We start from the raw sequence: 22,229 nt of genomic DNA, 5'->3' as shown, positions 1-22,229 counted from the left end.
CGGAACGGAGCGACCATCCGGCGCTGGCCGGGCATCGCAATCGGAGAATTTGCGCCTACATTGAAAGCAAATGGAGGCAACATGCAGCGCATCACTACACTCGCTCTGATGGCCACGCTGGCGGCACCGGCGCTGGCGCAAGACACCGCAAGCCCGGCTGGCACCTCAAGCGCGACCGGCACCGCCAGCAGCGCGGGCGTGGAAACACCTGAAACGCCCGTGGAGGAGGCCGCGATGACCGACGCCCCACTGATCCGCGACGGTGCGGAGGTCGACCTGTCGGAGTTCCGCTGGACGGCGCGCCCCATCGTCGTCTTTGCCGACAGCCCGGCGGACCCGGCGTTCCAACGGCAGATCGCGCTCTTGACCGCGCGGGAGTACGAGCTGCGCGAGCGTGACGTGATCGTGTTCACCGATACGGACCCGGACGGGGAGAGCGCCCTGCGCACGCAGCTGCGCCCGCGCGGGTTCATGCTGGCGCTCATCGGCAAGGACGGCGGGGTCAAGCTGCGCAAACCGCTGCCGTGGGACGTGCGCGAGATCTCCCGCGTGATCGACAAGATGCCCCAGCGGCAACAGGAAATCCGCGACCGGCGCGCCTCGGGCAGCTGAGACTTGAGCGCGTGATGCGGAGCGCGTAGATTAGTGCCGCACATAGGAGCAACGCCCATGGACTGGCTTCCTGACAAGGACATCGGCACCCGTCCACCCATCACCGGCCGGACCGGTCCGCGCCCCGGCTACTAGAGCCCGCGCTGCCCATCTTCCTGGCCGCCCGCCGCGCGGCGCGTTTTGAGCCGCGCGCATAGGCGTTGATCAGCGCCAGCGCCTCGAGGCCGGTGCGCAGGGTCTGACGCTTCATCTCGATGTAATCGCGGTACATGTTGATCCGGCGCTCCTGCGCGAGCGTCTTGACCTCGGGGCTGCGCAGGTCCTCGACCATGGCCGCCACTGCCTCCCGCTGGGCGTAATATTCCACCACCGGATCGATGGTTTCGCGCGGCAGGACCTGGATGTCCGGGATCAGCGTGTCGAACACCTTGGAGGGCTGCTCGCGCGGCACCAGCGGCACAAAACCGGGATTGGCCTGCATGATCTCGACCATCTGGCGGCCGTATTCGCTGAGCACATCGTCCGATTGCAGGTTCGCCAAGTGGGTGCGGATCTCGGCATAAAGCGCGCGGTGCACATCTCGCAGGCGTTCGGCCCGGTCCCGCGACTTGCCGACTTGCGCGAAAACGGCCGTCGTGAGCCAGCCGGTCGCGATGATCGTCGCCGCGATGATTGCCTGCCAGATCGGCGTCTCGACCGTCACCACCTGCGCCACAGCATAAAGCGCCCCGCCTAGGATCAACCCGAGCGGCAACGCGATGGTCAGCAGGAACTGCGCAATCACCCGCCACGCCACCCGCGCCGAGTAGAACCGCAGCAGCGCCAGCATCACGAGCGCAACCAGCAGCACCGGCCACACCCAGCCCGGCACAGTTATCGGCAACGCCGCCGTGACGGCGTCCGCAAAGGCGCGCAGCTGCTCCATCAAAATGGCTCCCGCGATATGTCAGCGCATCGGATCATTCGAACTCGAGGATGACCTCGTCCACGGCGAGGCTGTCGCCGGGGCCTGCGTTGATCTTGCTCACCACTGCGCGTTTCTCGGCGCGCAGGATGTTCTCCATCTTCATCGCCTCGACGGTGCAAAGCGCCTGGCCCTCCTGCACTTCGTCGCCGACCTCGACGTCGATCTTCACCACCAGCCCCGGCATCGGGCAAAGCAGCATCTTGGAGGTATCGGGCGGCAGCTTTTCCGGCATCAGCGCGGCCAGCTCGGCCTGACGCGGGGAGCGCACATGGACCTTGAGATCCGCACCCCGGTAGCGCATGCGGAAGCCTTGGGTGATCTTGCCCACCTTGAGCGTCAACGCCGTGCCATCCGCGTCGATATGCGCGAGCGTGTCGCCGGGCGTCCAGCCCGAGGCCACGCGGATCGCGGTGCCGTCCTCGAACGTCACGGTCGAGCCTTCGCGGTCGGCGGCAATCGTGACCGGCATCGAGACGCCCTGCGCGCTCACCACCCAGTCCGTGCCGACCTTGCGCTCGTGATTGTCCATCCGGCCCGACACGCGGGTGCGCCGGATCTCCGCAACCCGGTGCATCGCCGCCGCCGCCGCTGCGACCCGGCGCAGGCTGGTCTCGCCCAGCGTCACGCCCTCGAACCCCTCGGGATACTCCTCGGCGATGAACGCCGTCGTGATCTCCCCCGAGACAAAGCGCGGGTGGTCCATCACGGCGGCGCAGAAGGGCAGGTTGTGGCCGATCCCCTCCACCTCGAACCCGTCAAGCGCGTCGCGCATCCCGTCGATGGCCTCCTCCCGCGTCGCGCCCCAGGTGCAGAGCTTGGCGATCATCGGGTCATAATACATGCTGATCTCGCCGCCCTCGTAGACGCCGGTGTCATTGCGCACGATACGCGGGCCGGTGTCCACTTCGGCGGGAGGACGATACCGCGTCAGACGCCCGATGGAGGGCAGGAAGTTGCGGTAAGGGTCCTCGGCATAGAGCCGGCTCTCCATCGCCCAACCGTTGATCCCGATGTCCTCCTGCGCCAGCGTCAGCGTTTCGCCATAGGCCACGCGGATCATCTGCTCGACGAGATCGACGCCCGTGATCAGCTCCGTCACCGGGTGCTCCACCTGCAAACGCGTGTTCATCTCGAGGAAGTAGAAGTTGCGCTCCCCATCCACGATGAACTCCACCGTCCCGGCCGAGGTATAACCCACCGCACGCGCCAGATCGCAGGACTGCTGGCCCATCGCCTGCCGCGTCGCTTCATCGAGGAAGGGCGACGGCGCCTCCTCGATCACCTTCTGGTTGCGGCGCTGGATCGAGCATTCCCGCTCGTTGAGGTAGATGCAGTTGCCGTGCGCGTCGGCGAGCACCTGGATCTCGATATGCCGCGGCTGGGTGACAAATTTCTCGATAAAGATGCGGTCATCTCCAAAGGAATTCGCCGCCTCGTTCTTCGAACTCTGGAACCCCTCGCGCGCCTCCTGGTCGTTCCAGGCGATACGCATGCCCTTGCCGCCACCGCCCGCGCTCGCCTTGATCATCACCGGATAGCCGATCTCGGTGGAGATTTTCACCGCCTCGTCCGCATCCTCAATGAGGCCCATGTAGCCAGGCACTGTGCTGACGCCGGCCTCCTGAGCGATCTTCTTCGAGGTGATCTTGTCCCCCATCTGCTCGATCGCGCTGGCGGGCGGGCCGATAAAGGCAACGCCCTCTTTCTCCAGAGCCTCGGCGAAGAGCTTGTTTTCGCTCAGAAACCCGTAGCCCGGATGCACTGCCTCCGCGCCGGTCTGGCGGATGGCGTCCATGATCTTGTCGATTACGATGTAGGACTGGTTGGCGGGCGCCGGGCCGATATGCACCGCCTCGTCGGCCATCTGCACGTGCAGCGCCTGCGCGTCCGCGTCCGAGTAGACCGCCACCGTGGCAATGCCCATCTTCCGCGCGGTCTTGATCACCCGGCACGCAATTTCGCCCCGGTTGGCGATCAGTATTTTCTTGAACATGGCCCAGTCCCTTCAGGCATGAAAAAACCTGCGCGCCGGTCAGGCACGCAGGTCCACGCGGCAGCGCCGCGACGTGAGATTGTGGTGGCGTCAGCCGTCTTCGCAGACACCCGCCTCGTCACAGAGCGCGCCGGCGGCAGCGCCCGCAGCGGCGGCGGTGGCAACGTTGTTGTCGGTAATGGCGGCAGCCGTCGCGGCCGTGAGGGCGCCAGCGGTCGCACGCTCCCCGTCGGTGCCGGTGCAGGCCGCGAGGGTGACGATTGCGGAGGTGGCGAGGGCGATGCGGAGCATGGAGAAAATCCTTTGGCGTTGCGTGCTGTTGCACCACAAACGCTGCGCCGCGTGCGAGGTTCCGCTGGAAATCCCGGCTCGGCGCCTCGCCGCCCCGAAGCCGGTCTGACCGGGCACCGACCAGACCGACCGTCAGGGGTAGGGACGCAAGCGCCAAAGCTCCGCGTACCCGGGTCTGACACTCGCTGGGGTTGAGCATGGCGCCGTGCGGGCCAACCCGGCAAGCGCCGTCCGTTCGCATCCGCGCCGTGGGCCATTTCCCGCCCAGTTCTGAAGGCCTTGCGCAAAATCATGCCCACCACGTCCCGTCGAAGGCATCCGGGAAGCTCACTCTTGCGGCCCGCTCATCCAGCACCAGCCGCGCCTCGTAATCGGCGGGATCAAACGGATCGTCGAACGGCAGCACCTCGCGCCCGAAGAGCCAGCTGAGCCGTCCCGCATCGAGGTTCCCGCGCTCGAATGGCTCCGTGCCGAACTGGACGAACAGCGCCGAGACAAAGGCCGCATCCGCCCGCCGGTCCGCCGGCTTGCGATCGGCAAAGCGCTCGCGCCGCACGATCGGTGTCGCGCCCTTGGGGTTTGCGCGCCGCAGGGTAAACTGGAAATCCGTACCGGGCAGACGCCCCGGAAAGCCGCGATGCTTGATCATCCGCACCTCCCGGACCCGGGGCGCTGGCGGCTGGGATGGGCGGACCCGAAAGTCCGCCCGTCCGAAGGACACACCCGTGTCAGGCCGCCTGCTGCGACCCGACCATACAGAGGCGTCTTACTTGAACTTGCCGGTGTAGACCGGCTCGACCGAGATCGGCTCCGGTGCGATGACAACGAACTCTTCGTCATTGCCCTTGGCACAGGCCGCAACACCGGCGACGAGGCCAAGCGCGACCAGCAGTTTGATGCTCTTCGACATCCCTCACTCCTGTTTTTGTTGTCCGCACAGGCCCGGTCAAAACGCCGCGTGCCCACACGTCCGTGAGATCGGGTTCCTTGATGGAGCCCTTGGCGCATATTAACGAGGCACCGCGCCGTTGAACATTGGCACGCGGCGGTTGCGCTCGAATGTGGCGGCAATGCCGCAAATCCGCCCCAGTCCGGCACCAGACCCGCAAGATGTTGGGGACCCATCAGAAGATCTCCCAAATGCAGAGGCCGTCCTTGACGGCGTAGGCTTCGAAAAACTGCGTGACGGTCGCATCGCTCGCCCCAAACTCGGTCGCCTGATCGGCGAGGGACACCACGATCTGGCGCGGCTTGGGTCCGACCTCGGACAGTTTGGGAACCGCATAGAACTGGCAAAGATGGAACATGTCGTCCGCCACCTCGCCAAAGGTCAGCCCTTTGCCGGCTGGCGAAATGTCCGGCGCGATGAACCGGAAGCGGTACATCAGCCCCTCGCCCGCCGCATCCGCCACGAACTCCTGAAAGGTCACGAACTGGCCCGACGGGACAAAGATCGGCGCCTGCGCCACATCCGCCGTAGCTCCGCTTGCGAGCCAGACAGCGGCCGCCACACCTAGCCACCGCCCCGTCATGCCGACCACCGCGCCCAGCGCGCGCGCCGCGCCGGGTCCTCGAGCAGTTCCGCGATACGCGCAGACACTCCCGGTGGCACAGCCCCGTCGATCCGCCCGCCCGCCTCCAGCGCAACACCGCGCTCGCTCCGCCGCGCGCGCACCACCGGGCTGAAACCACGCACCCGCTGGAGCGCCCGCCACAAATCCTGCCGCACGTGATGTACCAGCGGCAAGAGGCGCATGTCCGGCAACACGGTCTCCGCCACGACATCCATGCGCACCGGCACCCGCCGCGTCAGCGTCACGCCGTCCGACGCGCGCAGCAGATGCCAGCCCCGGCTCATGCCGGCGCGTCCTCGGCCCGCGTCTCGAACTCCGCGGGTGCGGTGATCTCGATAAGCTCCATGTCGTCCGAGTGGCGCACCTCGCGGTGCACGATCCCCGGCGGCTGCAACACGGACGAGCCTGCGCGCATAACCACCTCGCCATGACCCTCGTACTCGAAGATCACCCAGCCCTTGGTGACGTAGACCATCTGGAAATTGAGCGCGTGCGAATGCCAGCCGCCCGGGCTCTCTTCGCCCGGCACCGCCCGGATGACATGGGCGCCAAACCCGCCCGCCGTCGCCTCCGCGATGCCAAGACCGCGATACTCGAAAAAGGCCCGCAGCCCCTGCCCCTCGAACTTGCCGTCATCGGCATGGCGAATGGTGAGCGGCTGGGTCATGCCACGCCCCCCGGCACTACCGGTCCCTGAGCGCCTCGATCAATTGATCCTTGCTCATGTCCGACCGCCCGTCGACGTCCAGCTCCTGCGCCCGCGCGTAGAGATCGTCCTTCGTCCACTCCTCGTAGGGCGGCGCCTTGCCGCCCTTCACCGAAGGTTCCTGATCGTCCGAGGCCTGCGCATTGGCGATCCGCGCCGCCTTCTCCTTGGACGCCCCATCCTCGCGAAGCGCTTCGTAGACGTCGTCCCGCTTCACGCTCTTTCCGTGATCCTTGGCCATGTTGCTCTCCTTTGCAGGATAAGCTTCGGCTCAACATCTCAGTTCCCATGTCGCTTCTTCTGGCTGGAAATATCCTCGGGGGTCCGGGGGCAGACCGCCCCCGGGAACTTGCCACCCCGCGCTTAGAGCGGAATGTTGTCGTGCTTTTTCCAAGGGTTCTTGAGCGACTTGCCCCGCAAGGAGGCAAAGGCGCGGGCGACCCGGCGGCGCGTCGAGCGGGGCTGAATCACCTCGTCGATGAACCCGCGCTCGGCAGCGACGAAGGGGTTTGCAAACCGGTCCTCGTAATCCTTGGTGTGCTGGGCGATCTTCTCGGCGTCCCCGAGGTCCGCGCGGTGGATGATCTCGGTTGCGCCCTTGGCGCCCATCACCGCGATCTCCGCGCTCGGCCAGGCATAGTTGAAGTCCCCCCGCAGGTGTTTGGACGCCATCACGTCATAGGCGCCGCCGTAGGCTTTGCGCGTGATCACCGTCACCTTCGGGACCGTCGCCTCGCCATAGGCAAAGAGCAGCTTGGCCCCGTGCTTGATCACGCCGCCGTACTCCTGGCTGGTCCCCGGCAAGAAGCCCGGCACATCGACCAGCGTGAGGATCGGGATTTCAAAACAGTCGCAGAAGCGCACGAATCGCGCCGCCTTTCGCGAGCTGTCGATGTCGAGGCACCCGGCCAGCACCATTGGCTGGTTGGCCACGACACCCACCGTCTGGCCCTCGATACGGATGAACCCGGTGATGATGTTCTTGGCGTAATCCTCCTGGATCTCGTAGAAATCGCCCTCGTCCGCGACCTTCCCGATCAGCTCCTTCATGTCGTAGGGCGTGTTCGGGTTGGCGGGGATCAGCGTATCGAGCGATGCCTCCACCCGGTCCGGCGCGTCAAAGAAGGGGCGCACGGGTGGCTTCTCGCGGTTGCTGAGCGGGAGAAAGTCCACGAGCCGCCGCACTTCCGCCAGCGCCTCCACGTCGTTCTCGAAGGCGCCATCGGCCACCGAGGACTTGCGCGTGTGGGTCGAGGCGCCGCCCAGTTCCTCGGCGGTGACCACCTCGTTGGTGACCGTCTTCACCACATCAGGCCCGGTCACGAACATGTAGGACGTGTCCTTGACCATAAAGATGAAGTCCGTCATCGCCGGCGAATAGACCGCCCCACCGGCGCAGGGCCCCATCACGACGCTGATCTGCGGCACGACGCCCGAGGCAAGGATGTTGCGCTGAAAGACCTCCGCATAGCCGGCGAGGGAGGCGACGCCCTCCTGGATGCGCGCCCCGCCCGAGTCGTTGATGCCGATCACCGGTGCGCCGTTCTGCACCGCCATGTCCATGATCTTGCAGATCTTTTGCGCGTGCGTCTCCGACAGGGAGCCGCCGAACACGGTAAAATCCTGGCTAAAGAGGTAGACCATCCGGCCGTTGATCGTGCCCCAGCCCGTGACGACGCCGTCGCCGGCGGGCTTGTTCGCCTCCATCCCGAAGTCGGTGCAGCGGTGGGTGACGAACATGTCGAACTCTTCGAACGAGCCCTCGTCGAGCAAGAGCTCGATCCGCTCGCGTGCGGTCAGCTTGCCCCGCGCGTGCTGCGCGTCGATGCGGCGCTGGCCGCCGCCAAGCCGGGCGGCGCTCCGGCGCGCCTCAAGTTCTGCGCTGACATCGATCATGGGGAGCCCTCCCAAAGGCCACAAATTCGTGCAAGGCTACGTACAAGCTGCACTGCAGCACGACCAGTTCTATCTCGCAAATTTGCAAATTATTTGCGCGCGCAAACTGCACATCTGCAAAGTATGCAAACCTGCGATTTTTCTTGCAACCAAATGAACACAGGTGGAGTTTGCTGACATGTCTCAAGACACAGGCACGCGGTATTTCGACCGCGCGACGCCTCCGCATATCTCCACGCTGATCCTCATGGCGGGCCTTTCCGCCATGGCGATGAACGTGTTTCTGCCGTCCCTTCCGGCGATGTCGGAGTATTTCGAGGCCGATTACGCCATCGTGCAGATGTCCGTCGCGGTCTACCTTGGCGTGAACGCGATCCTGCAGCTCTTTATCGGACCGATCAGCGACAAGTTGGGGCGCAGGCCGGTCAACCTCGCCGGGATCGTCATCTTTCTGCTCGCCACGCTCGGCTGCATCTGGGCGACCAACGTCTGGGTGTTCCTGTTCTTTCGCATGATCCAGGCCGCCATCGTGGTCGGCATGGTGCTCAGCCGCGCCGTCGCGCGCGACATTTCCGGCACGAACCAGGCCGCCTCGCTCATCGCCTACGTGACGATGGGGATGGCCGTGGTGCCGATGATCGCACCGGCCATCGGCGGACTCCTAGACGGCGTCTTTGGCTGGCAGGCAAATTTCTGGATGCTCTTTGGCCTCGGGATCGTGACATTCGTGGTCTGCTATTTCGACCAGGGGGAGACGGCCGTCTCTTCGGGTCACACGCTCCGCCAGCAATTCGCCGAATACCCCGAGCTTTTGACCTCTCCGCGGTTCTGGGCCTACGCGCTGGCGGCGGCGTTCTGCTCGGGGGCTTTCTTTGCCTATCTCGGCGGGGCGCCCTTCATCGGGACCGACGTCTTTGGCATGTCACCCGAGCGGCTGGGCCTCTTTTTCGGAGCGCCTGCGATCGGCTATTTCCTCGGCAACTTCTTTTCGGGGCGCAACGCGGTGCGGTTCGGGGTCAACCAGATGGTGCTCTGGGGCTCGCTCATCTCCGCCTTTGGCGTGGCGCTGTCGACGGCGCTCTACCTCGCCGGTTATGGCAACGAGTGGACCTTCTTTGGCCTGATGACCTTTGTCGGGCTCGGCAACGGGCTGACCATCCCGAACGCCACGGCGGGCATGCTCTCGGTGCGACCGCATCTGGCCGGCACCGCCTCCGGCCTCGGCGGGTCGATCATGATCGGTGGCGGCGCGGGCCTCTCCGCCCTTGCCGGGCACCTCCTCAGCCCCGGCAGCGGTCCAACGCCGCTCCTCGGGTTGATGCTGATCACCTCGCTGCTGGCGATTGCCGCCATCGGGTTTGTCTACGTCCGTGAGCGGCAGCTGAAAGTCGCCTGAGCCGGGTGTGGCACAAAGTTTGCAAACCCGCTAGGACAGGGTTTGCAACACGGCGGAACTTCCCATGGCGCAACCCAAACTCTTTGCCGGACCCAAGCTGCGCGAGACGCGCAAGGGACTTGGCCTGACCCAAAAGGCATTTGCCGCCAAGCTGGGCGTGTCGCTGCCGTATCTCAACCAGATGGAGAACAACAACCGCCCGGTCTCCTCGACCGTGCTTCTGGCGCTGGCGCAGGATTTTGGCGTCGACATCACGGCGTTCGGGTCCGGTGTGACCGATAGGCTGGTGTCGGACATGACCGAAGTGCTGGGCGATCCGGTCTTTGACGGCGCGGCGCCGCCCCTCGCCGATTTGCGCCTAGCTGCCTCGAACGCGCCGGACCTCGCGCACGCCTTTTTGGCATTGCACCGCGCCTACCGTGCCTCGCACGAACGGCTAGCCTCCCTCGACGAGGCGCTGGGCCAGGCCGGCAGTGGCGCGCTGCAGTCGCCCTGGGAAGAGGTGCGCGACTTCTTCCACTATTGCGACAATTACATCGACGCGGTCGACCGCGCGGCCGAGAACACCGCGCGCGCCTGGGGCGGCGCCGTGGCCACCCCCACCGCCATCCGCGCCCGGCTCGACGCACTTGGGGTCACAACTGTCCTCGCCGAAAGCGATGGCCTGCGCCACTACGAGCCTACGACACGCGTCCTGACGCTCTCGACGCGTGCGCCAGCGGCGACGCTGTCTTTCCAGATGCTGCTGCAGCTGGCGCTCCTGTCGCATGGCAAGCTCATCGACGCAACGCTTGACCTGGCCCGGTTCCGTTCGGAGGCGGCGCGCGCCATCGCCAAGATCGGCCTTGCCAACTACTTCGCCGGCGCCGCGCTCATGCCCTACGGGCAGTTTCTGGAGGCGGCCCGGCGCGAACGGCACGACCTCGAGCGGCTCGCACAGGATTTCGGCGCCTCCATCGAGCAGGTCGCGCACCGGCTTTCGACGTTGCAGCGACCCGAGGCGCGCGGCGTGCCGTTCTTCTTCGTGCGGGTCGATCAAGCGGGCACGATCACCAAACGGCATTCGGCGACGCGGCTGCAATTCGCGCGCTTTGGCGGGGCCTGTCCCCTCTGGAACGTGCACCGCGCGTTCGAGACGCCCGGCCAGTTCCTGCGCCAGCAAGCCGAAACCCCGGACGGCGTGCGCTACTTCCTTTTGGCGCGCGACATTTCGAAATCGGCAGGCTCCTACGGCGCGCCGGTCCGGCGGTTCGCCATCGCGCTGGGATGCGAGATCGCCTACGCCGAGAGCCTCGTCTATGCCGACGGCCTGCCTCTGGACCGCGCCGACGCGTTCGAGCCGATCGGCATCTCCTGCCGCATCTGCGACCGCGCCGAATGCCACCAACGCTCCGTGCCGCCCCTCGAAAGCAGGCTCACCGCGGACCCGGACACGCACAAGGTCCTGCCCTACGACGTCGGATGATCAGCGCCGAGCCTTGCGCCAGCCGGCCCCCAACGCCTCCGCCTCGCTGCAAAACCAGCGCTCGCCGCGCTCGATGCGGATCCCTGTGCGCTCGTAGTGCGCCTGTCCCGGCAGATGGTAAGTGCGCACGCCCTTGGAGGACACGTTCCCCTTGATCCGGCAGGCCCGATCCGGCGGCAATCGCCCTTCGGCCCGCGTCGCCCGAAACCACGCCGGGCGCGTCACATTCATCGCCCAAAGCCCGCGGTCCGCAGCCGCCGCCTGTTTCTCAACCAGATCGTAACTCATTGAATAGCGGCGGTAGGCAAAGCCGTATCCCTCCGCAACGATCCAGCCGCCGACATCCACGCCGCCGACCTGACACGTCGCCACGACACGGTCGTACCTGTCCCGGTCCAAGGGCAGGCACTCAGCCAACGTCCCGTCAAACCGCGCGTGCACTCGCGAGGTCACCCACGCCCCGCAAGCCCAGGCCACGCCTTGCTCGGTGGTGCACGTCTGGCCGCGCTCTGGCGCGTCGATCCCGTGCAGCCGCACCCGCGTGCCGGCCACCTCGAACGTGTCGCCGTCGATCACGCGAATCTCGCCTGCCACTTCCGCCATCGCAGGCAAGACCGACAAAAGGTAAACGCACAGGAAAGCCCTTAACATCTCGTTAACCTGCGCGCTGGCCGCCTGCCACGCAAGCCGCGTCAAGGTTAACGCGCGCCGCCTCTCACAAAGCGCAGCGCTTCTGGACCCGTCCGGCCATTAGGTATTTTTGAACCAGAGAAGGGACAAGGACAGCGCCAGGTCCTTCTCTGGTTTATAAATACCTTCTTCGCGACCTCACAGCTGGCGCAAACGCTTTTAAACTGGGTCCACACACCGTCGCGCGCATTGGCCGAGCGTCAACGTTGCGCAGTGCGCCATTGCGGATGCTCCCACGGCACGAGGTTCGCGCGAGGCAAGGCCGTCCGACCGAGGATATGATCGGATGCCTTCTCCCCCACCATGATCGAGGGCGCGTTAAGGTTACCGTTGGGGATGCGCGGAAAGACCGAACTGTCCGCCACCCGCAGGTCCTCGACGCCGATCACCCGGCACTCCGGGTCGACAACCGCGTTGCCATCGTCCACCGCGCCCATCTTGCAGGTCCCGCACGGATGGTAGGCGCTTTCGACATGCTCGCGGATAAATGCGTCGAGCGCCGCATCCGAAGCCACTTCGGGCCCGGGCTGGATTTCCCGCTCGACAAACGGAGCCATAGGCGCCTGCGCAAAGATCTCGCGCGTCAGGCGGATACAGGCGCGGAAATCCTCCCAGTCGCTGGCGTGGCTCATGTAGTTGAAGAGGATATGCGGCGCATCTTCCGGGCGCGGCGAGGCCAGCGACACCGCTCCGCGCGAGGCGGATCGCATTGGTCCGACATGCGCCTGGAACCCGTGCCCCTCGGCAGCACTCTGGCCGTCGTAGCGCACGGCGATCGGCAGGAAGTGGTACTGGATGTCGGGATAGCGGACCCCGGCGCGCGAGCGGATGAACCCGGCGCTCTCGAACTGGTTCGACGCACCCAGCCCGGTCCTGGTAAAGAGCCAGCGTGCGCCCACCCACGCCTTGCCCCAGAGCGACCAGTAGGACGCGAGCGTGATCGGCTGCTTGCATGCGTACTGGATGTAAAGTTCGAGGTGATCCTGCAGGTTCTGACCGACGCCGCGCCGGTCCGCGCGCACCTCGATCCCGTGCTCCCTAAGGTGCTCCGCTGGACCGATGCCGGACAGCATCAGCAGCTTGGGCGAGTTGATGGACGACGCGGCGAGGATCACCTCGCGCTCCGCCTCCACAACCTGGGTTCCGCCGCGCGCGCGGATCTCGACGCCCGTGGCGCGCCGCCCGTCAAAGACCACCCGCGTCGCAAGTCCGTTCACAACCCGCACCCGCCCCGTGGCCAGCGCCGGCTTGAGATACGCCGCATAGGCCGACCAGCGCCGGCCCTTGTGCACGGTCATGTCCATGGGGCCAAACCCCTCTTGCCGCGCGCCGTTGTAGTCGTCGGTCGCGGCATAGCCCGCCGCCTCCGCCGCCGCCACAAAGGCCGCGTGCAGCGGGTTGTCGCGCGGGCCACGCGTCACGTGCAGCGGGCCGTCCGTGCCGCGCCAATCCGGGTCGCCGCCATGCCCGCCGTCCGTCCAGTTCTCCTGTCGCTGAAAGTAGGGCAGCACATCGGCGTAGGACCAGCCGCGCGCGCCGCTCTCCTCCCAATGGTCGAAGTCGCCCGCATGCCCACGCACATAGACCATGCCGTTGATCGAGGACGAGCCGCCTAGCACCTTGCCCCGCGGACAGGCCAGCCGGCGCCCGCCCAGATGCGGCTCGGGTCCGGACTGGTACCCCCAGTCGTAGCGCGCCATGTTCATCGGGTAGCTCAGCGCCGCCGGCATCTGGATAAAGGGCCCGACGTCGGTGCCGCCGTATTCAATCACGATCACCGAGTGGCCGGCCTCGCTCAACCGGTAGGCCATAGCGCAGCCCGCGCTGCCGGCCCCGACGATCACGTAGTCCGCGCGCGCCATCAGAAGGGCGCCTCGACGTCACCCATGCGGACGTAGACCGACTTGACCTGGCTGTAATGCGCGATCGCCTCCTTCGAGTTCTCGCGCCCGACCCCCGACGCCTTGACCCCGCCAAAGGGCGCCTCCACGGGCGCGTCGTTGTAGGAGTTGATGAAACAGCTGCCCGCCTCCAGGGCGCCGATCACCCGGTGCGCGCGGGTCAGATCGCTGGTAAAGACACCCGCCGAGAGGCCGAACGGCGTGGCGTTGGCGCGCGCAATCATCTCGGCCTCGTCCTCGAAATCGAGGACCGCCATGACGGGTCCGAAAATTTCCTCGCGCGCGATGGTCATGTCGTCTGTGACGTCGGCAAAGACGGTGGGCGGGATGTAATAGCCGTCGCGCTCAAGACGCGCACCGCCGCACACGAGCCGCGCGCCCTCGTCCCGGCCTTTCGCGATGTAGCCCTCGACGATCTCCATCTGCGTCGCGCTCACCATCGGGCCAAACGTCGTCGCTTCGTCGAGCGGATCGCCGATCACGGCCCCCTCGAGGCGCGCCGAAAGGCGCGACAAGAAAGCCTCCTTGATCGCTTTGTGCACAAAGACGCGCGTGCCGTTCGAGCAGACTTGACCTGAGGAATAGAAATTCCCGAGGATCGCGCCGCCCACGGCGTTTTCGAGGTCCGCGTCGTCAAAGATGATCAGGGGCGACTTGCCACCGAGCTCCATCGTGACGTGCTTCATGCCTTCGGCAGCGGCGGCATAGACCTTGCGCCCGGTCGGCACCGAGCCGGTCAGCGACACCTTGTCGACGCGCGGATCGGTGACGAGCGGCGCGCCCACGCCGCCCGCACCCTGGATGACGTTGTAAAGCCCGGCAGGCAGGCCGGCCTCGTACAGGATTTCCGCCACCTTGAGCGCGCAGAGCGGCGTCGTTTCCGAGGGTTTGAAGACCATCGCATTGCCCATCGCCAGCGCCGGCGCGCCCTTCCAGCAGGCAATCTGTGTGGGGTAGTTCCAGGCACCGATCCCGACGCACAGGCCCAGCGGCTCGCGCCGGGTGTAGACCCAGTCCTGGCCCAGGGGAATGTGCTCGCCCGTGATGCTGCCGGCCAACCCGCCAAAGTATTCGAGCGCGTCCGCCCCCGATGTGGCATCGACATACAGCGTCTCTGACAGTGGTTTGCCCGTGTCGCATGTCTCGAGGATCGACAGCTCCCGATTGCGCTCCCGGATCATGTCTGCAGCCCGGCGCAGGATGCGCCCGCGTTCGGTTCCGCTGAGCGCGGCCCACGCCGGCTGCGCAGCCTTGGCCGACGCGATGGCGCGCTCGATGATCGCCGGCGTCGCCTCATGCACCTGCGCGATCACCTCGCCCGTGTGGGGATAGACGACGTCCCGCACCGCACCCGCGGTGTCTTCGACATAGGCCCCGTCGACAAAGTGGCTGGCGGTGGGCTGGCAGGTGACGCCTTCGATCATGGGGATGGTCCAAACTTGAGAAATAGGATTTCTGACGCCCGTACCAAATCTTAAATATTCATTCAAGAATTTGAACAACCATCCAAACCGCCGTCTGACCCTTTGCTTTTGCGCGGCGATCCCGCAGAACGGTCCCATGGCAAGGCGCATCCGTGACATCCGTGAAGACGAGCTGATCGAGGGCGCGATCCGCGCGATCTCGAAATCGGGCTATGCGCAGATCACGCTGGCCGGGATCGGGCGCGAGGTCGGGGCCTCCGCCCCGTCGATCAACTACTATTTCGGGTCCAAGGAGCGGCTGATGGAGGCGACGATGCGGCGGCTCCTGTCGCTCCTGCAGGCGGCACATGTGGCGCGCCTCAAGGATGCCTCAGGCCCACGCGCAAGGCTCGATGCTCTGGTCTCGGCCAACTTTGCCGCGCGGCTCTTCACGCCGGCACAATGCGCAGTGTGGGTCCAATTCTGGGCGGCGGCGTCTTACACGCCGCAGCTGGCGCGGTTGCAGGTGCTGAACCGCGCGCGTGTCCGCAGCCACTTTCGCGGCACCCTCCGCGCGCTTGTCCCAGCCAAAGACGTCGACCCGCTGCGACGCGCGATGCAGGCCTACATGGACGGAGTCTGGCTGGCCGCCGCCCAGAACGGCGCCGAGGTCAATGCCCAGCGCGCAGAGCGCGAAGCTCTGGAGTTCTTGGCGGCTTTGCTGGATAGGCGGGCCTAAGTTACTTTTGTGCGTTGAGGTCGCGCCTGCGAGCCTTCGCAGGATGCTACGACAGGCAAACGCGGGGTCAGTTCCGAAGCGCTGCGCATTTCCCGGCTCTGGGTGAAGCGGAGTTGACCTTATCTTCGGCTGAGCCCGCGCGGCATATCGGCCAAAGCTCTAAAGCTTGGTCGCGTTGGCCGGCGGCGTGATCGCTTGCCGCTTCAGCACGGCCTCGCGCCAGGTGATAAAGCTGACGGCGGCCAGGATCACCACGCCGCCCAGGATCACAAATCCATCGACCGGCTCGCCAAACACAAGCGCGCCGAGCAGCACCGCCCAGATCAGCTGCAGGAACGTCACCGGCTGGGTGACGGTGACTGGCGCCGCCTTGAACGCAAGTGTCATCGCGTAGTGCCCGCCGGTCGCAAAGATCGCCACGGCAAAGAGCATCGCCAGCTCGTAAGGCGTCGGCCAGACCCAGACCGCGATGGCAAAGGGCGCGAGCCCGATCGTCACCGTGATCGACAGCATCGCCACCACAACCGCCGGCGCGACCTCGTCCGACACGATCTTGGCGCTGAGGTAGCTGACGGCAAACAGGATAGCCGTGCCGAGCATCGCGACGTGTCCGAGGTTCACCTCTCGAAAGCCGGGACGCAGGATGATCGCAACGCCGATCAGCGCCACGACGATCGCCAGCACGCGCCGCGCGGCCAGCCGTTCGCCGAGAACCAGCGCCGCGCCTAGCGTGACATAAACCGGCGAGAGGTAGTTCATCGCCGTCACCTCCGAGAGTGGAATGCGCGTCATCGCGTAAAACCACAGGATGACGGCCACCGTGTGGCCCGCTCCGCGGATCGTGAAAATCCTATAGAGCCGCGCGTCGAGTTTAGCTGCGCGCAGTGGTTTGATCATCGGGATGAGGAACACGAGTCCCAAGAGGTACCGCAGGAACGCCTGCTCGGCGGCCGGGATGCGGGCGCCCAGCGTCTTGACCAGCGCGGTGACCGCGACAAAGCAGAGGCCCGCCGTCACCATCCAGAGCATGCCGGCGACGGGGCGTTGAGGTGTGGCGGAGGTCATGGCGCCTTTGTCTGCCCTTCGGCGCCCGGGTGCAAGGCGGCGTAGGGTGGTTGCACACCCACCTTACAGGAGCAGCTTGAGCGCGATCGCCCACATCACCAGCGCGATCCCGGCGTCGAGCACGCGCCAACTGCCGGGCCGGGCAAAGAGCGGCGCAAGCAGCCGCGCGCCATACCCCAGCGAGAAAAAGAAGACAAAGCTCGCCACCATCGCGCCCACCCCGAACAGCAGCGGCTGCGGGAAACTTGCCGCGATGGAGCCGACGAGGATCACCGTGTCCAGATAGACATGCGGGTTGAGCCAGGTCAGCGCGAGCACGGTCAGAAGCGTCGGCATGAGCGGCTGTTTGACCGCGTCCGCCGCCTCCAGCGCCTGCCCGCCGCGCCAGGCAGAGAGCGCCGCGCGCGCGCCATACCAGATCAGGAACGCCGCCCCGCCATAGCGCATGGCCGGCTCGAACCACGGCGCGATCTCCAAAAGCGCGCCCAGCCCGACCACACCGGCAAAGATGAGGATGGCGTCCGACACCGCGCAGGCGAGGCAGACGGCAAACACATGCTCGCGCCGCAATCCCTGGCGCAGCACAAACGCATTCTGCGCGCCAATCGCGAGGATCAGGCCAAAGCCCGTCGCAAAGCCGGTGAAGAATGTGGTCATCGTGCCCCCCTGCCCGCGTCATGCGCTGCAAACCCGGGCAGTTCAATCGAAATTGCGCGCCAGGCCGGCGGCATAGCTCCGCCGATGGCGCGGGTCCGGTATTCCGCCCCTTGTGCAGCCTGCGCCGCTGGCGTCCAATGCGCGAAATGATGCGGGGCAACAAGACCCCGGTGCGCAATTCGAGCGAGGCACAACATGATGGGTTCCCGACGGTCTTTGATCCTGGGCGCGGCGGCGCTTGGCGCGCTGGCGGCGTGTGGCGGCAGTCCAGCGCCGCGGCGTGCGGCCCCGGCGGCGGCGCCTGCGCGGTTCCGTACCGTTGCGAACCCCGGTTACAGCGCATGGGTGGCCGGCTTTCAGGCGCGGGCGCGCGCGGCGGGCATACCGGAGAGCGTGCTGGCGCGCGCGTTTCGCGGCACGGGCTTCATCCCCGAAGTTGTTCGCCTCGACCGCAACCAAGCGGAGACCACGCGCTCGCTCGAGGATTACCTCGCCATCGCGACCTCAGACAGCCGCGTGGCCGACGGGCGGCGGGAGAGGGCGCGGCATGCAGCGCTGCTGCGGCAACTCGAGGACCGCTATGGCGTGCCCGGCCATGTGGTCACCGCGATCTGGGGGCTCGAGAGCCGGTACGGGACGCGCATGGGCGAGGTGCCGGTGATCTCGGCCCTCTCGACGCTGGCCTATGACGGTCGGCGGGGCGTTTTCTTTGAACGCCAACTGCTTGCGGCGCTGCGGATCCTCGCCAATGGCGACATCGCACCAGAGCGGATGCTGGGCAGCTGGGCCGGGGCGATGGGGCACACGCAGTTTATCCCGACGACCTACGAAGCCTATGCCGTGGATTTTGGCGGAGACGGGCGGCGCGACATCTGGGCGCCGAACGATCCGACCGACGGGCTGGCCTCAGCCGCGGCCTACCTCAGCCGGTCGGGCTGGCGGCGCGGGGCGCCCTGGGGACTCGAAGTGCAAGTGCCGGCGTCGCTGGTGGGCGCTGCAGGATCGTCGCGCTCGGTCGCGGCGTGGCGCTCGGCAGGGGTGACGGCCGCGCGCGGCGGGGCCGTTCCCGACCAGGGCAGCGCCACTTTGGTGATCCCGGACCCGAACGGGCCGCGTTTCTTGACCTTTGCCAACGCGCGGGTGCTGCGGCGCTATAACAATGCGACGAAGTATGTGCTGGGCGTGGGCGTGCTGTCGGACCTCATCAATGGCGCGCGTCTACTAGCGCGGGGCTTTGGGCCGGATGCTAACGGATTGACGCTCGAAGAGCGCAAGGAGATGCAGCGTCTGCTGAACCGGCGCGGGTTTGACGCAGGCGATGCCGACGGCGTGGTGGGGCCTGCGACCGAAGCCGCGATCACGGGCTTTCAGCGGCAGGCGGGACTTTCGCAAGACGGGCGCGCCACGCCGCAAGTGCTGGCCGCTCTCCGGCGCTGAGCGCGCTCGCCGCGCGGTGCCCTGCGCGTCTCGCTTGGGCTCGCGGCACCGCGTCCCGGCCTCGAGGCGGGACCTCTTAGATCGCCGGCGGGCATGAAATGGGAGGCCCCGGCTCGAGGCCGGGGCGGTGGGTTCTGATCCATGCCTTCCTTGAAATAGAAGCTCAGAGCCCCTTGGACTGATAGCTCAGCGCCACCCGGCCAATCGCCACGATATACGCCGCCGTCCGCAGGTCCTCGACGTCGTCGCGATCAAGCCAGACCTGGCGCATCGCCTGGTAGGATTGCCGCATCGTGTCATCGAGCCCGGAGCGCACGAGCTCCAGCTCTCCGGCGCCCTTGAGGTACTTGTCCTTGAACCCCGGCGAGAGCGTCCAGTTGATCGAGCTGTCCCGGCTGATCCGCTCGAGCTCATCGACCAGCAGCTGGTGGCGCGCCTCCTCCTGCCGGCGCTGCATCCGCCCAAAGCGGATATGGCTGAGGTTCTTGACCCACTCGAAGTAGCTGACCGTCACACCGCCCGCGTTTGCGTACATGTCAGGGATGATGACGACGCCTTTCTTGCGCAGGATGTCGTCGGCGCCAAAGGTCACCGGGCCGTTGGCGGCCTCGATGATGAGGTTCGCCTTGATGTTGTCGGCGTTGCCCTGGTTGATCACGCCTTCGAGCGCCGCGGGGATCAGGATGTGGCACTCCTCTTCGAGGACCTTGCCGCCGTCCTCGACATATTCGGCGTCCGCGTAGCCCTGCACGCCGCCGTGTTTGGCGATCCAGCCGCGCACCGCCTCGACGTCGAGGCCGTCGTGGTCGACCAGCGCGCCGTCGTGCTCGATGATCCCGACGACCTTGGCGCCGTCCTCCTCGCTGACGAACTTGGCGGCGTGATAGCCGACGTTGCCGAGGCCCTGCACGATGACCTTCTTGCCGTCGAGGGAGCCCTCCATCCCGGCCTTCTGCACGTCCTCGCTGTGGCGGAAGAATTCGCGCAGCGCGTATTGCACGCCGCGCCCGGTCGCCTCGGTCCGGCCCTGGATGCCGCCCGCGTTGATCGGCTTGCCGGTCACGCAGGCCGCAGCGTTGATGTCGGACGTGTTCATGCGCCGGTACTGGTCGGCGATCCAGGCCATCTCGCGCTCGCCCGTGCCCATGTCGGGCGCCGGCACGTTCTGGGCGGGGTCGATCAGGTCGCGCTTGGCGAGCTCATAGGCAAAGCGGCGCGTGATCCGCTCCATCTCCTCGGCGTCGTACTGGCGCGGATCGATGCAGAGCCCGCCTTTGGAGCCTCCGAACGGCGTCTCCACGAGCGCGCATTTGAACGTCATCAGCGCCGCGAGCGCCTCCACCTCGTCCTGGCTCACACCGAGCGAAAAGCGGATGCCGCCCTTGACCGGCTCGACGTGCTCGGAATGCACGGAGCGGTAGCCGGTAAAGGTCTGGATGCCGCCGCGCAGCCGCACGCCGAAGCGCACCGTGTAGGTCGAGTTGCACACGCGGATCTTTTCCTCGAGGCCGGGACTGAGGTCCATGAGCGCCACGGCGCGGTTGAACATCAGATCGACGCTTTCGCGAAAGCTCGGCTCGTTGTCGGGGGCGGACATATATGTCTCCTGAAGGGTCAGCAAAGGACGAGTCGCGGCACATGCCGCGTCCCCAGCCTAGACGGGCTTGGACCGGAGGTGCGACTAAAAATTGGGCAAAATGTGAACGGCGTGACGGGCGGGCGCGAGGCAGTGCGTCGGCACGCAGTCGGCACAGGCAAGCGTCATTGTCGCGAGCATCGAAACAAAACCGCCCAACCGGGTGGCATTTTCGATAAATCCTCAACGTTTTCAGAGACCTGCCATGTTTGGCGCCGCAATTCCGCCCGATTTTGGCGCCATAGGATTGGCCCGTGACAAGTGCCCCCACCCTGCCCGGCCGAGCGATCGGAGTGTGCCGTGGCGGGCCCGGAGTATCGCCGAAAAGGTCTGAAACGTGCGTTCTACGTTTGTGCAACATCGAAATGCTGTTACCGGCGAGGCCGTTCGTGGCACATCTGCCCGTGGTGACTGCGCGCGCGGCGGCTTCTGGCAACGCGCCCGCGTATTTGCGGAGCGTGAGGACGGCACGCTGTCGATCTTTGCGCTCTTCATGTTCTTCATGATCCTAATGGCGGGCGGTGTCGGCGTCGATTTGATGCTCAACGAGATGAAGCGCACGCAGCTGCAGCACACCATCGACCGCGCCGTGCTGGCGGCAGCTGACCTGGAACAGACGCTCGATCCGACAGCGGTGGTCAACGACTACTTTGCCAAGGCGGGGATGGCCGAACTCTTGACCGGGGTCGAGGTGGACCGCGGCCTCGATTACAAGATCGTCAGCGCCACGGCGGAATCCACGACCGACACGATTTTCATGAACCTGCTCGGCGTCGAGGGGCTGACCGCCCCTGCCGCTGGCCGCGCCGAAGAGCGCGTGGGCCAGGTCGAAATCTCGATGGTGCTCGACATCTCCGGCTCGATGCGCTGGAACAACAAGATGACCAACATGCGCGACGCGGGTGTTGTGTTCCTCAACACCGTGCTGACCGAAAACACCCAGGACCTCGTGTCCGTCTCGGTCGTGCCCTACACCGCGCAGGTCAACGCAGGCCCGGCGATCTACAATGCGCTGAACGTGACACACCGGCACGATTTCTCGCACTGCCTGGAGTTCCTGAACTCCGAGTTCAACACCACCGCGCTCAACACCGGCCGCGTGTGGGAGCAGATGCAGCACATGGAATGGTCGAGCCGCAGCACCATCGGGCCGCTCTCGAACCCCGGCTGCCCGCGCCACAGCTATGAACGGATCACCGCGCACAGCCAGAACCTGTCGGCCCTGTCGACGCAGATCGGGCAGCTGCAGGCGCGCGCCAACACCTCGATCCACCTCGGGATGAAGTGGGCGGCGGCGCTGCTGGACCCGTCCTTCCGCCCGGTGGCCAACCAGCTTGTGACCGGCGGGCAGATGCCCTCGGTGTTCTCGGGGCGGCCACACGATTTCGACGATCCCGACACGCTCAAGACGATCGTGCTGATGACCGACGGGCAAAACGTGCAGACCAACCGCATCGCGGACATCGCCTACGCCAATCCGAACCACTACTATCACTGGTCGCGCTACCCGGTCTGGACCTACCTCAACACGTATGTGCCGCAGCACCTGCGGAGCAGTTTCACGGAGACGGCCTACACCTCGAGCCAGGCGGACACGCTGCTGCAGCAAACATGCACCGCGGCCAAGGACAACGGGATCATCGTCTGGGCGATCGGGTTCGAGACAAGCACGCACGCCTCGAACGTGATGCGCAACTGCGCCTCCTCGCCCGCGCACTACTTCGACGTCGAAGGGACCGAGATCGTGGCCGCCTTCCAGTCGATCGCGCGGCAGATCAACCAGCTGAAGCTGACGCAATGA

At 66.1% G+C, this 22,229-nt stretch carries 22 protein-coding genes; 6 read left to right on the top strand and 16 right to left on the bottom strand.

Annotated elements, in window-relative coordinates:
• Window positions 1–81 precede the first annotated feature (81 nt).
• The gene (locus ACU0B3_RS17040; protein ID WP_446262078.1) at window positions 82–612 is read left to right on the top strand and encodes a DUF4174 domain-containing protein; all 531 of its coding nucleotides are present in this window, start codon (window positions 82–84) and stop codon (window positions 610–612) included.
• Window positions 613–712: 100 nt separating this feature from the next.
• Here ACU0B3_RS17040 and ACU0B3_RS17035 read toward each other — a convergent pair whose 3' ends face one another.
• The 10 genes from ACU0B3_RS17035 to ACU0B3_RS16990 all read right to left on the bottom strand — a co-directional run bounded on the left by ACU0B3_RS17035 (window position 713) and on the right by ACU0B3_RS16990 (window position 8,039).
• Window positions 713–1,537: a hypothetical protein gene (locus ACU0B3_RS17035; protein WP_446262077.1), complete on the bottom strand. Its 825-nt coding sequence runs from the start codon at window positions 1,535–1,537 to the stop codon at window positions 713–715.
• Window positions 1,538–1,571: 34 nt separating this feature from the next.
• On the bottom strand, window positions 1,572–3,572 hold the full coding sequence (locus tag ACU0B3_RS17030; protein ID WP_446262076.1) for an acetyl-CoA carboxylase biotin carboxylase subunit: 2,001 nt from the start codon (window positions 3,570–3,572) through the stop codon (window positions 1,572–1,574).
• A 90-nt stretch (window positions 3,573–3,662) separates the two neighbouring features.
• Window positions 3,663–3,863, bottom strand: coding sequence for a hypothetical protein (locus tag ACU0B3_RS17025; protein WP_446262075.1), 201 nt, complete (start codon window positions 3,861–3,863; stop codon window positions 3,663–3,665).
• 289 nt (window positions 3,864–4,152) lie between these two features.
• Window positions 4,153–4,512: a hypothetical protein gene (locus tag ACU0B3_RS17020; RefSeq protein WP_446262074.1), complete on the bottom strand. Its 360-nt coding sequence runs from the start codon at window positions 4,510–4,512 to the stop codon at window positions 4,153–4,155.
• A gap of 117 nt (window positions 4,513–4,629) precedes the next feature.
• Window positions 4,630–4,773, bottom strand: coding sequence for a hypothetical protein (locus ACU0B3_RS17015; RefSeq protein WP_446262073.1), 144 nt, complete (start codon window positions 4,771–4,773; stop codon window positions 4,630–4,632).
• A gap of 214 nt (window positions 4,774–4,987) precedes the next feature.
• Window positions 4,988–5,395 (bottom strand): DUF6497 family protein, encoded by a 408-nt coding sequence (locus tag ACU0B3_RS17010; RefSeq protein WP_446262072.1) that lies wholly within the window; start codon window positions 5,393–5,395, stop codon window positions 4,988–4,990.
• The gene (locus tag ACU0B3_RS17005) at window positions 5,392–5,721 is read right to left on the bottom strand and encodes a hypothetical protein (RefSeq protein WP_446262071.1); all 330 of its coding nucleotides are present in this window, start codon (window positions 5,719–5,721) and stop codon (window positions 5,392–5,394) included. Before ACU0B3_RS17005 ends, ACU0B3_RS17010 begins: the two co-directional genes overlap by 4 nt.
• The gene (locus tag ACU0B3_RS17000) at window positions 5,718–6,104 is read right to left on the bottom strand and encodes a cupin domain-containing protein (RefSeq protein ID WP_446262070.1); all 387 of its coding nucleotides are present in this window, start codon (window positions 6,102–6,104) and stop codon (window positions 5,718–5,720) included. The genes ACU0B3_RS17005 and ACU0B3_RS17000 overlap by 4 nt, the downstream gene beginning before the upstream one ends.
• A gap of 16 nt (window positions 6,105–6,120) precedes the next feature.
• Window positions 6,121–6,384, bottom strand: a complete 264-nt coding sequence (locus ACU0B3_RS16995; RefSeq protein WP_446262069.1) for a DUF7218 family protein — start codon at window positions 6,382–6,384, stop codon at window positions 6,121–6,123.
• Window positions 6,385–6,506: 122 nt separating this feature from the next.
• Window positions 6,507–8,039: an acyl-CoA carboxylase subunit beta gene (locus ACU0B3_RS16990; protein WP_446262068.1), complete on the bottom strand. Its 1,533-nt coding sequence runs from the start codon at window positions 8,037–8,039 to the stop codon at window positions 6,507–6,509.
• 178 nt (window positions 8,040–8,217) lie between these two features.
• Between ACU0B3_RS16990 and ACU0B3_RS16985 the strand changes: the two genes are divergently transcribed.
• Together ACU0B3_RS16985 and ACU0B3_RS16980 are read left to right on the top strand one after the other, a co-directional pair.
• Complete coding sequence (locus tag ACU0B3_RS16985; protein ID WP_446262067.1) at window positions 8,218–9,435, top strand: multidrug effflux MFS transporter; 1,218 nt, start codon at window positions 8,218–8,220, stop codon at window positions 9,433–9,435.
• 64 nt (window positions 9,436–9,499) lie between these two features.
• The gene (locus ACU0B3_RS16980; RefSeq protein ID WP_446262066.1) at window positions 9,500–10,900 is read left to right on the top strand and encodes a helix-turn-helix domain-containing protein; all 1,401 of its coding nucleotides are present in this window, start codon (window positions 9,500–9,502) and stop codon (window positions 10,898–10,900) included.
• Here the strand turns inward: ACU0B3_RS16980 and ACU0B3_RS16975 are convergent, their stop codons facing one another.
• The 3 genes from ACU0B3_RS16975 to betB form a co-directional block, all read right to left on the bottom strand.
• The gene (locus ACU0B3_RS16975; RefSeq protein ID WP_446262065.1) at window positions 10,901–11,503 is read right to left on the bottom strand and encodes a thermonuclease family protein; all 603 of its coding nucleotides are present in this window, start codon (window positions 11,501–11,503) and stop codon (window positions 10,901–10,903) included.
• 287 nt (window positions 11,504–11,790) lie between these two features.
• Window positions 11,791–13,452, bottom strand: coding sequence for a choline dehydrogenase (gene betA, locus ACU0B3_RS16970; RefSeq protein ID WP_446262064.1), 1,662 nt, complete (start codon window positions 13,450–13,452; stop codon window positions 11,791–11,793).
• Entirely contained in the window at window positions 13,452–14,915 is a 1,464-nt protein-coding gene (betB, locus tag ACU0B3_RS16965) for a betaine-aldehyde dehydrogenase (protein WP_446262063.1), read from the bottom strand. The genes betA and betB overlap by 1 nt, the downstream gene beginning before the upstream one ends.
• Before the next feature lie 136 nt (window positions 14,916–15,051).
• Here betB and betI point away from each other — a divergent pair, with 136 nt between their 5' ends.
• Complete coding sequence (betI, locus tag ACU0B3_RS16960) at window positions 15,052–15,633, top strand: transcriptional regulator BetI (RefSeq protein ID WP_446262062.1); 582 nt, start codon at window positions 15,052–15,054, stop codon at window positions 15,631–15,633.
• A gap of 159 nt (window positions 15,634–15,792) precedes the next feature.
• Here betI and ACU0B3_RS16955 read toward each other — a convergent pair whose 3' ends face one another.
• Together ACU0B3_RS16955 and ACU0B3_RS16950 are read right to left on the bottom strand one after the other, a co-directional pair.
• A complete protein-coding gene (locus ACU0B3_RS16955) occupies window positions 15,793–16,698 on the bottom strand; it encodes a DMT family transporter (protein WP_446262061.1) in 906 nt (301 codons plus the stop codon).
• Window positions 16,699–16,761: 63 nt separating this feature from the next.
• Window positions 16,762–17,355: a LysE/ArgO family amino acid transporter gene (locus ACU0B3_RS16950; protein ID WP_446262060.1), complete on the bottom strand. Its 594-nt coding sequence runs from the start codon at window positions 17,353–17,355 to the stop codon at window positions 16,762–16,764.
• A gap of 195 nt (window positions 17,356–17,550) precedes the next feature.
• Here ACU0B3_RS16950 and ACU0B3_RS16945 point away from each other — a divergent pair, with 195 nt between their 5' ends.
• Window positions 17,551–18,792 (top strand): lytic murein transglycosylase, encoded by a 1,242-nt coding sequence (locus tag ACU0B3_RS16945; protein ID WP_446262059.1) that lies wholly within the window; start codon window positions 17,551–17,553, stop codon window positions 18,790–18,792.
• Between the two features lie 163 nt (window positions 18,793–18,955).
• On the opposite strand, the gene ACU0B3_RS16940 is transcribed toward ACU0B3_RS16945, so the two are convergent.
• Window positions 18,956–20,389: a Glu/Leu/Phe/Val family dehydrogenase gene (locus tag ACU0B3_RS16940; protein ID WP_446262058.1), complete on the bottom strand. Its 1,434-nt coding sequence runs from the start codon at window positions 20,387–20,389 to the stop codon at window positions 18,956–18,958.
• A gap of 391 nt (window positions 20,390–20,780) precedes the next feature.
• On the opposite strand from ACU0B3_RS16940, the gene ACU0B3_RS16935 reads away from it, so the two are divergent.
• Window positions 20,781–22,229 (top strand): TadE/TadG family type IV pilus assembly protein, encoded by a 1,449-nt coding sequence (locus tag ACU0B3_RS16935; RefSeq protein ID WP_446262057.1) that lies wholly within the window; start codon window positions 20,781–20,783, stop codon window positions 22,227–22,229.

Source organism: Pseudaestuariivita sp., from assembly GCF_052825805.1.
The sequence above is the reverse complement of the archived record's forward strand: the minus strand, read 5'-3'. Positions and strand labels throughout refer to the sequence as shown.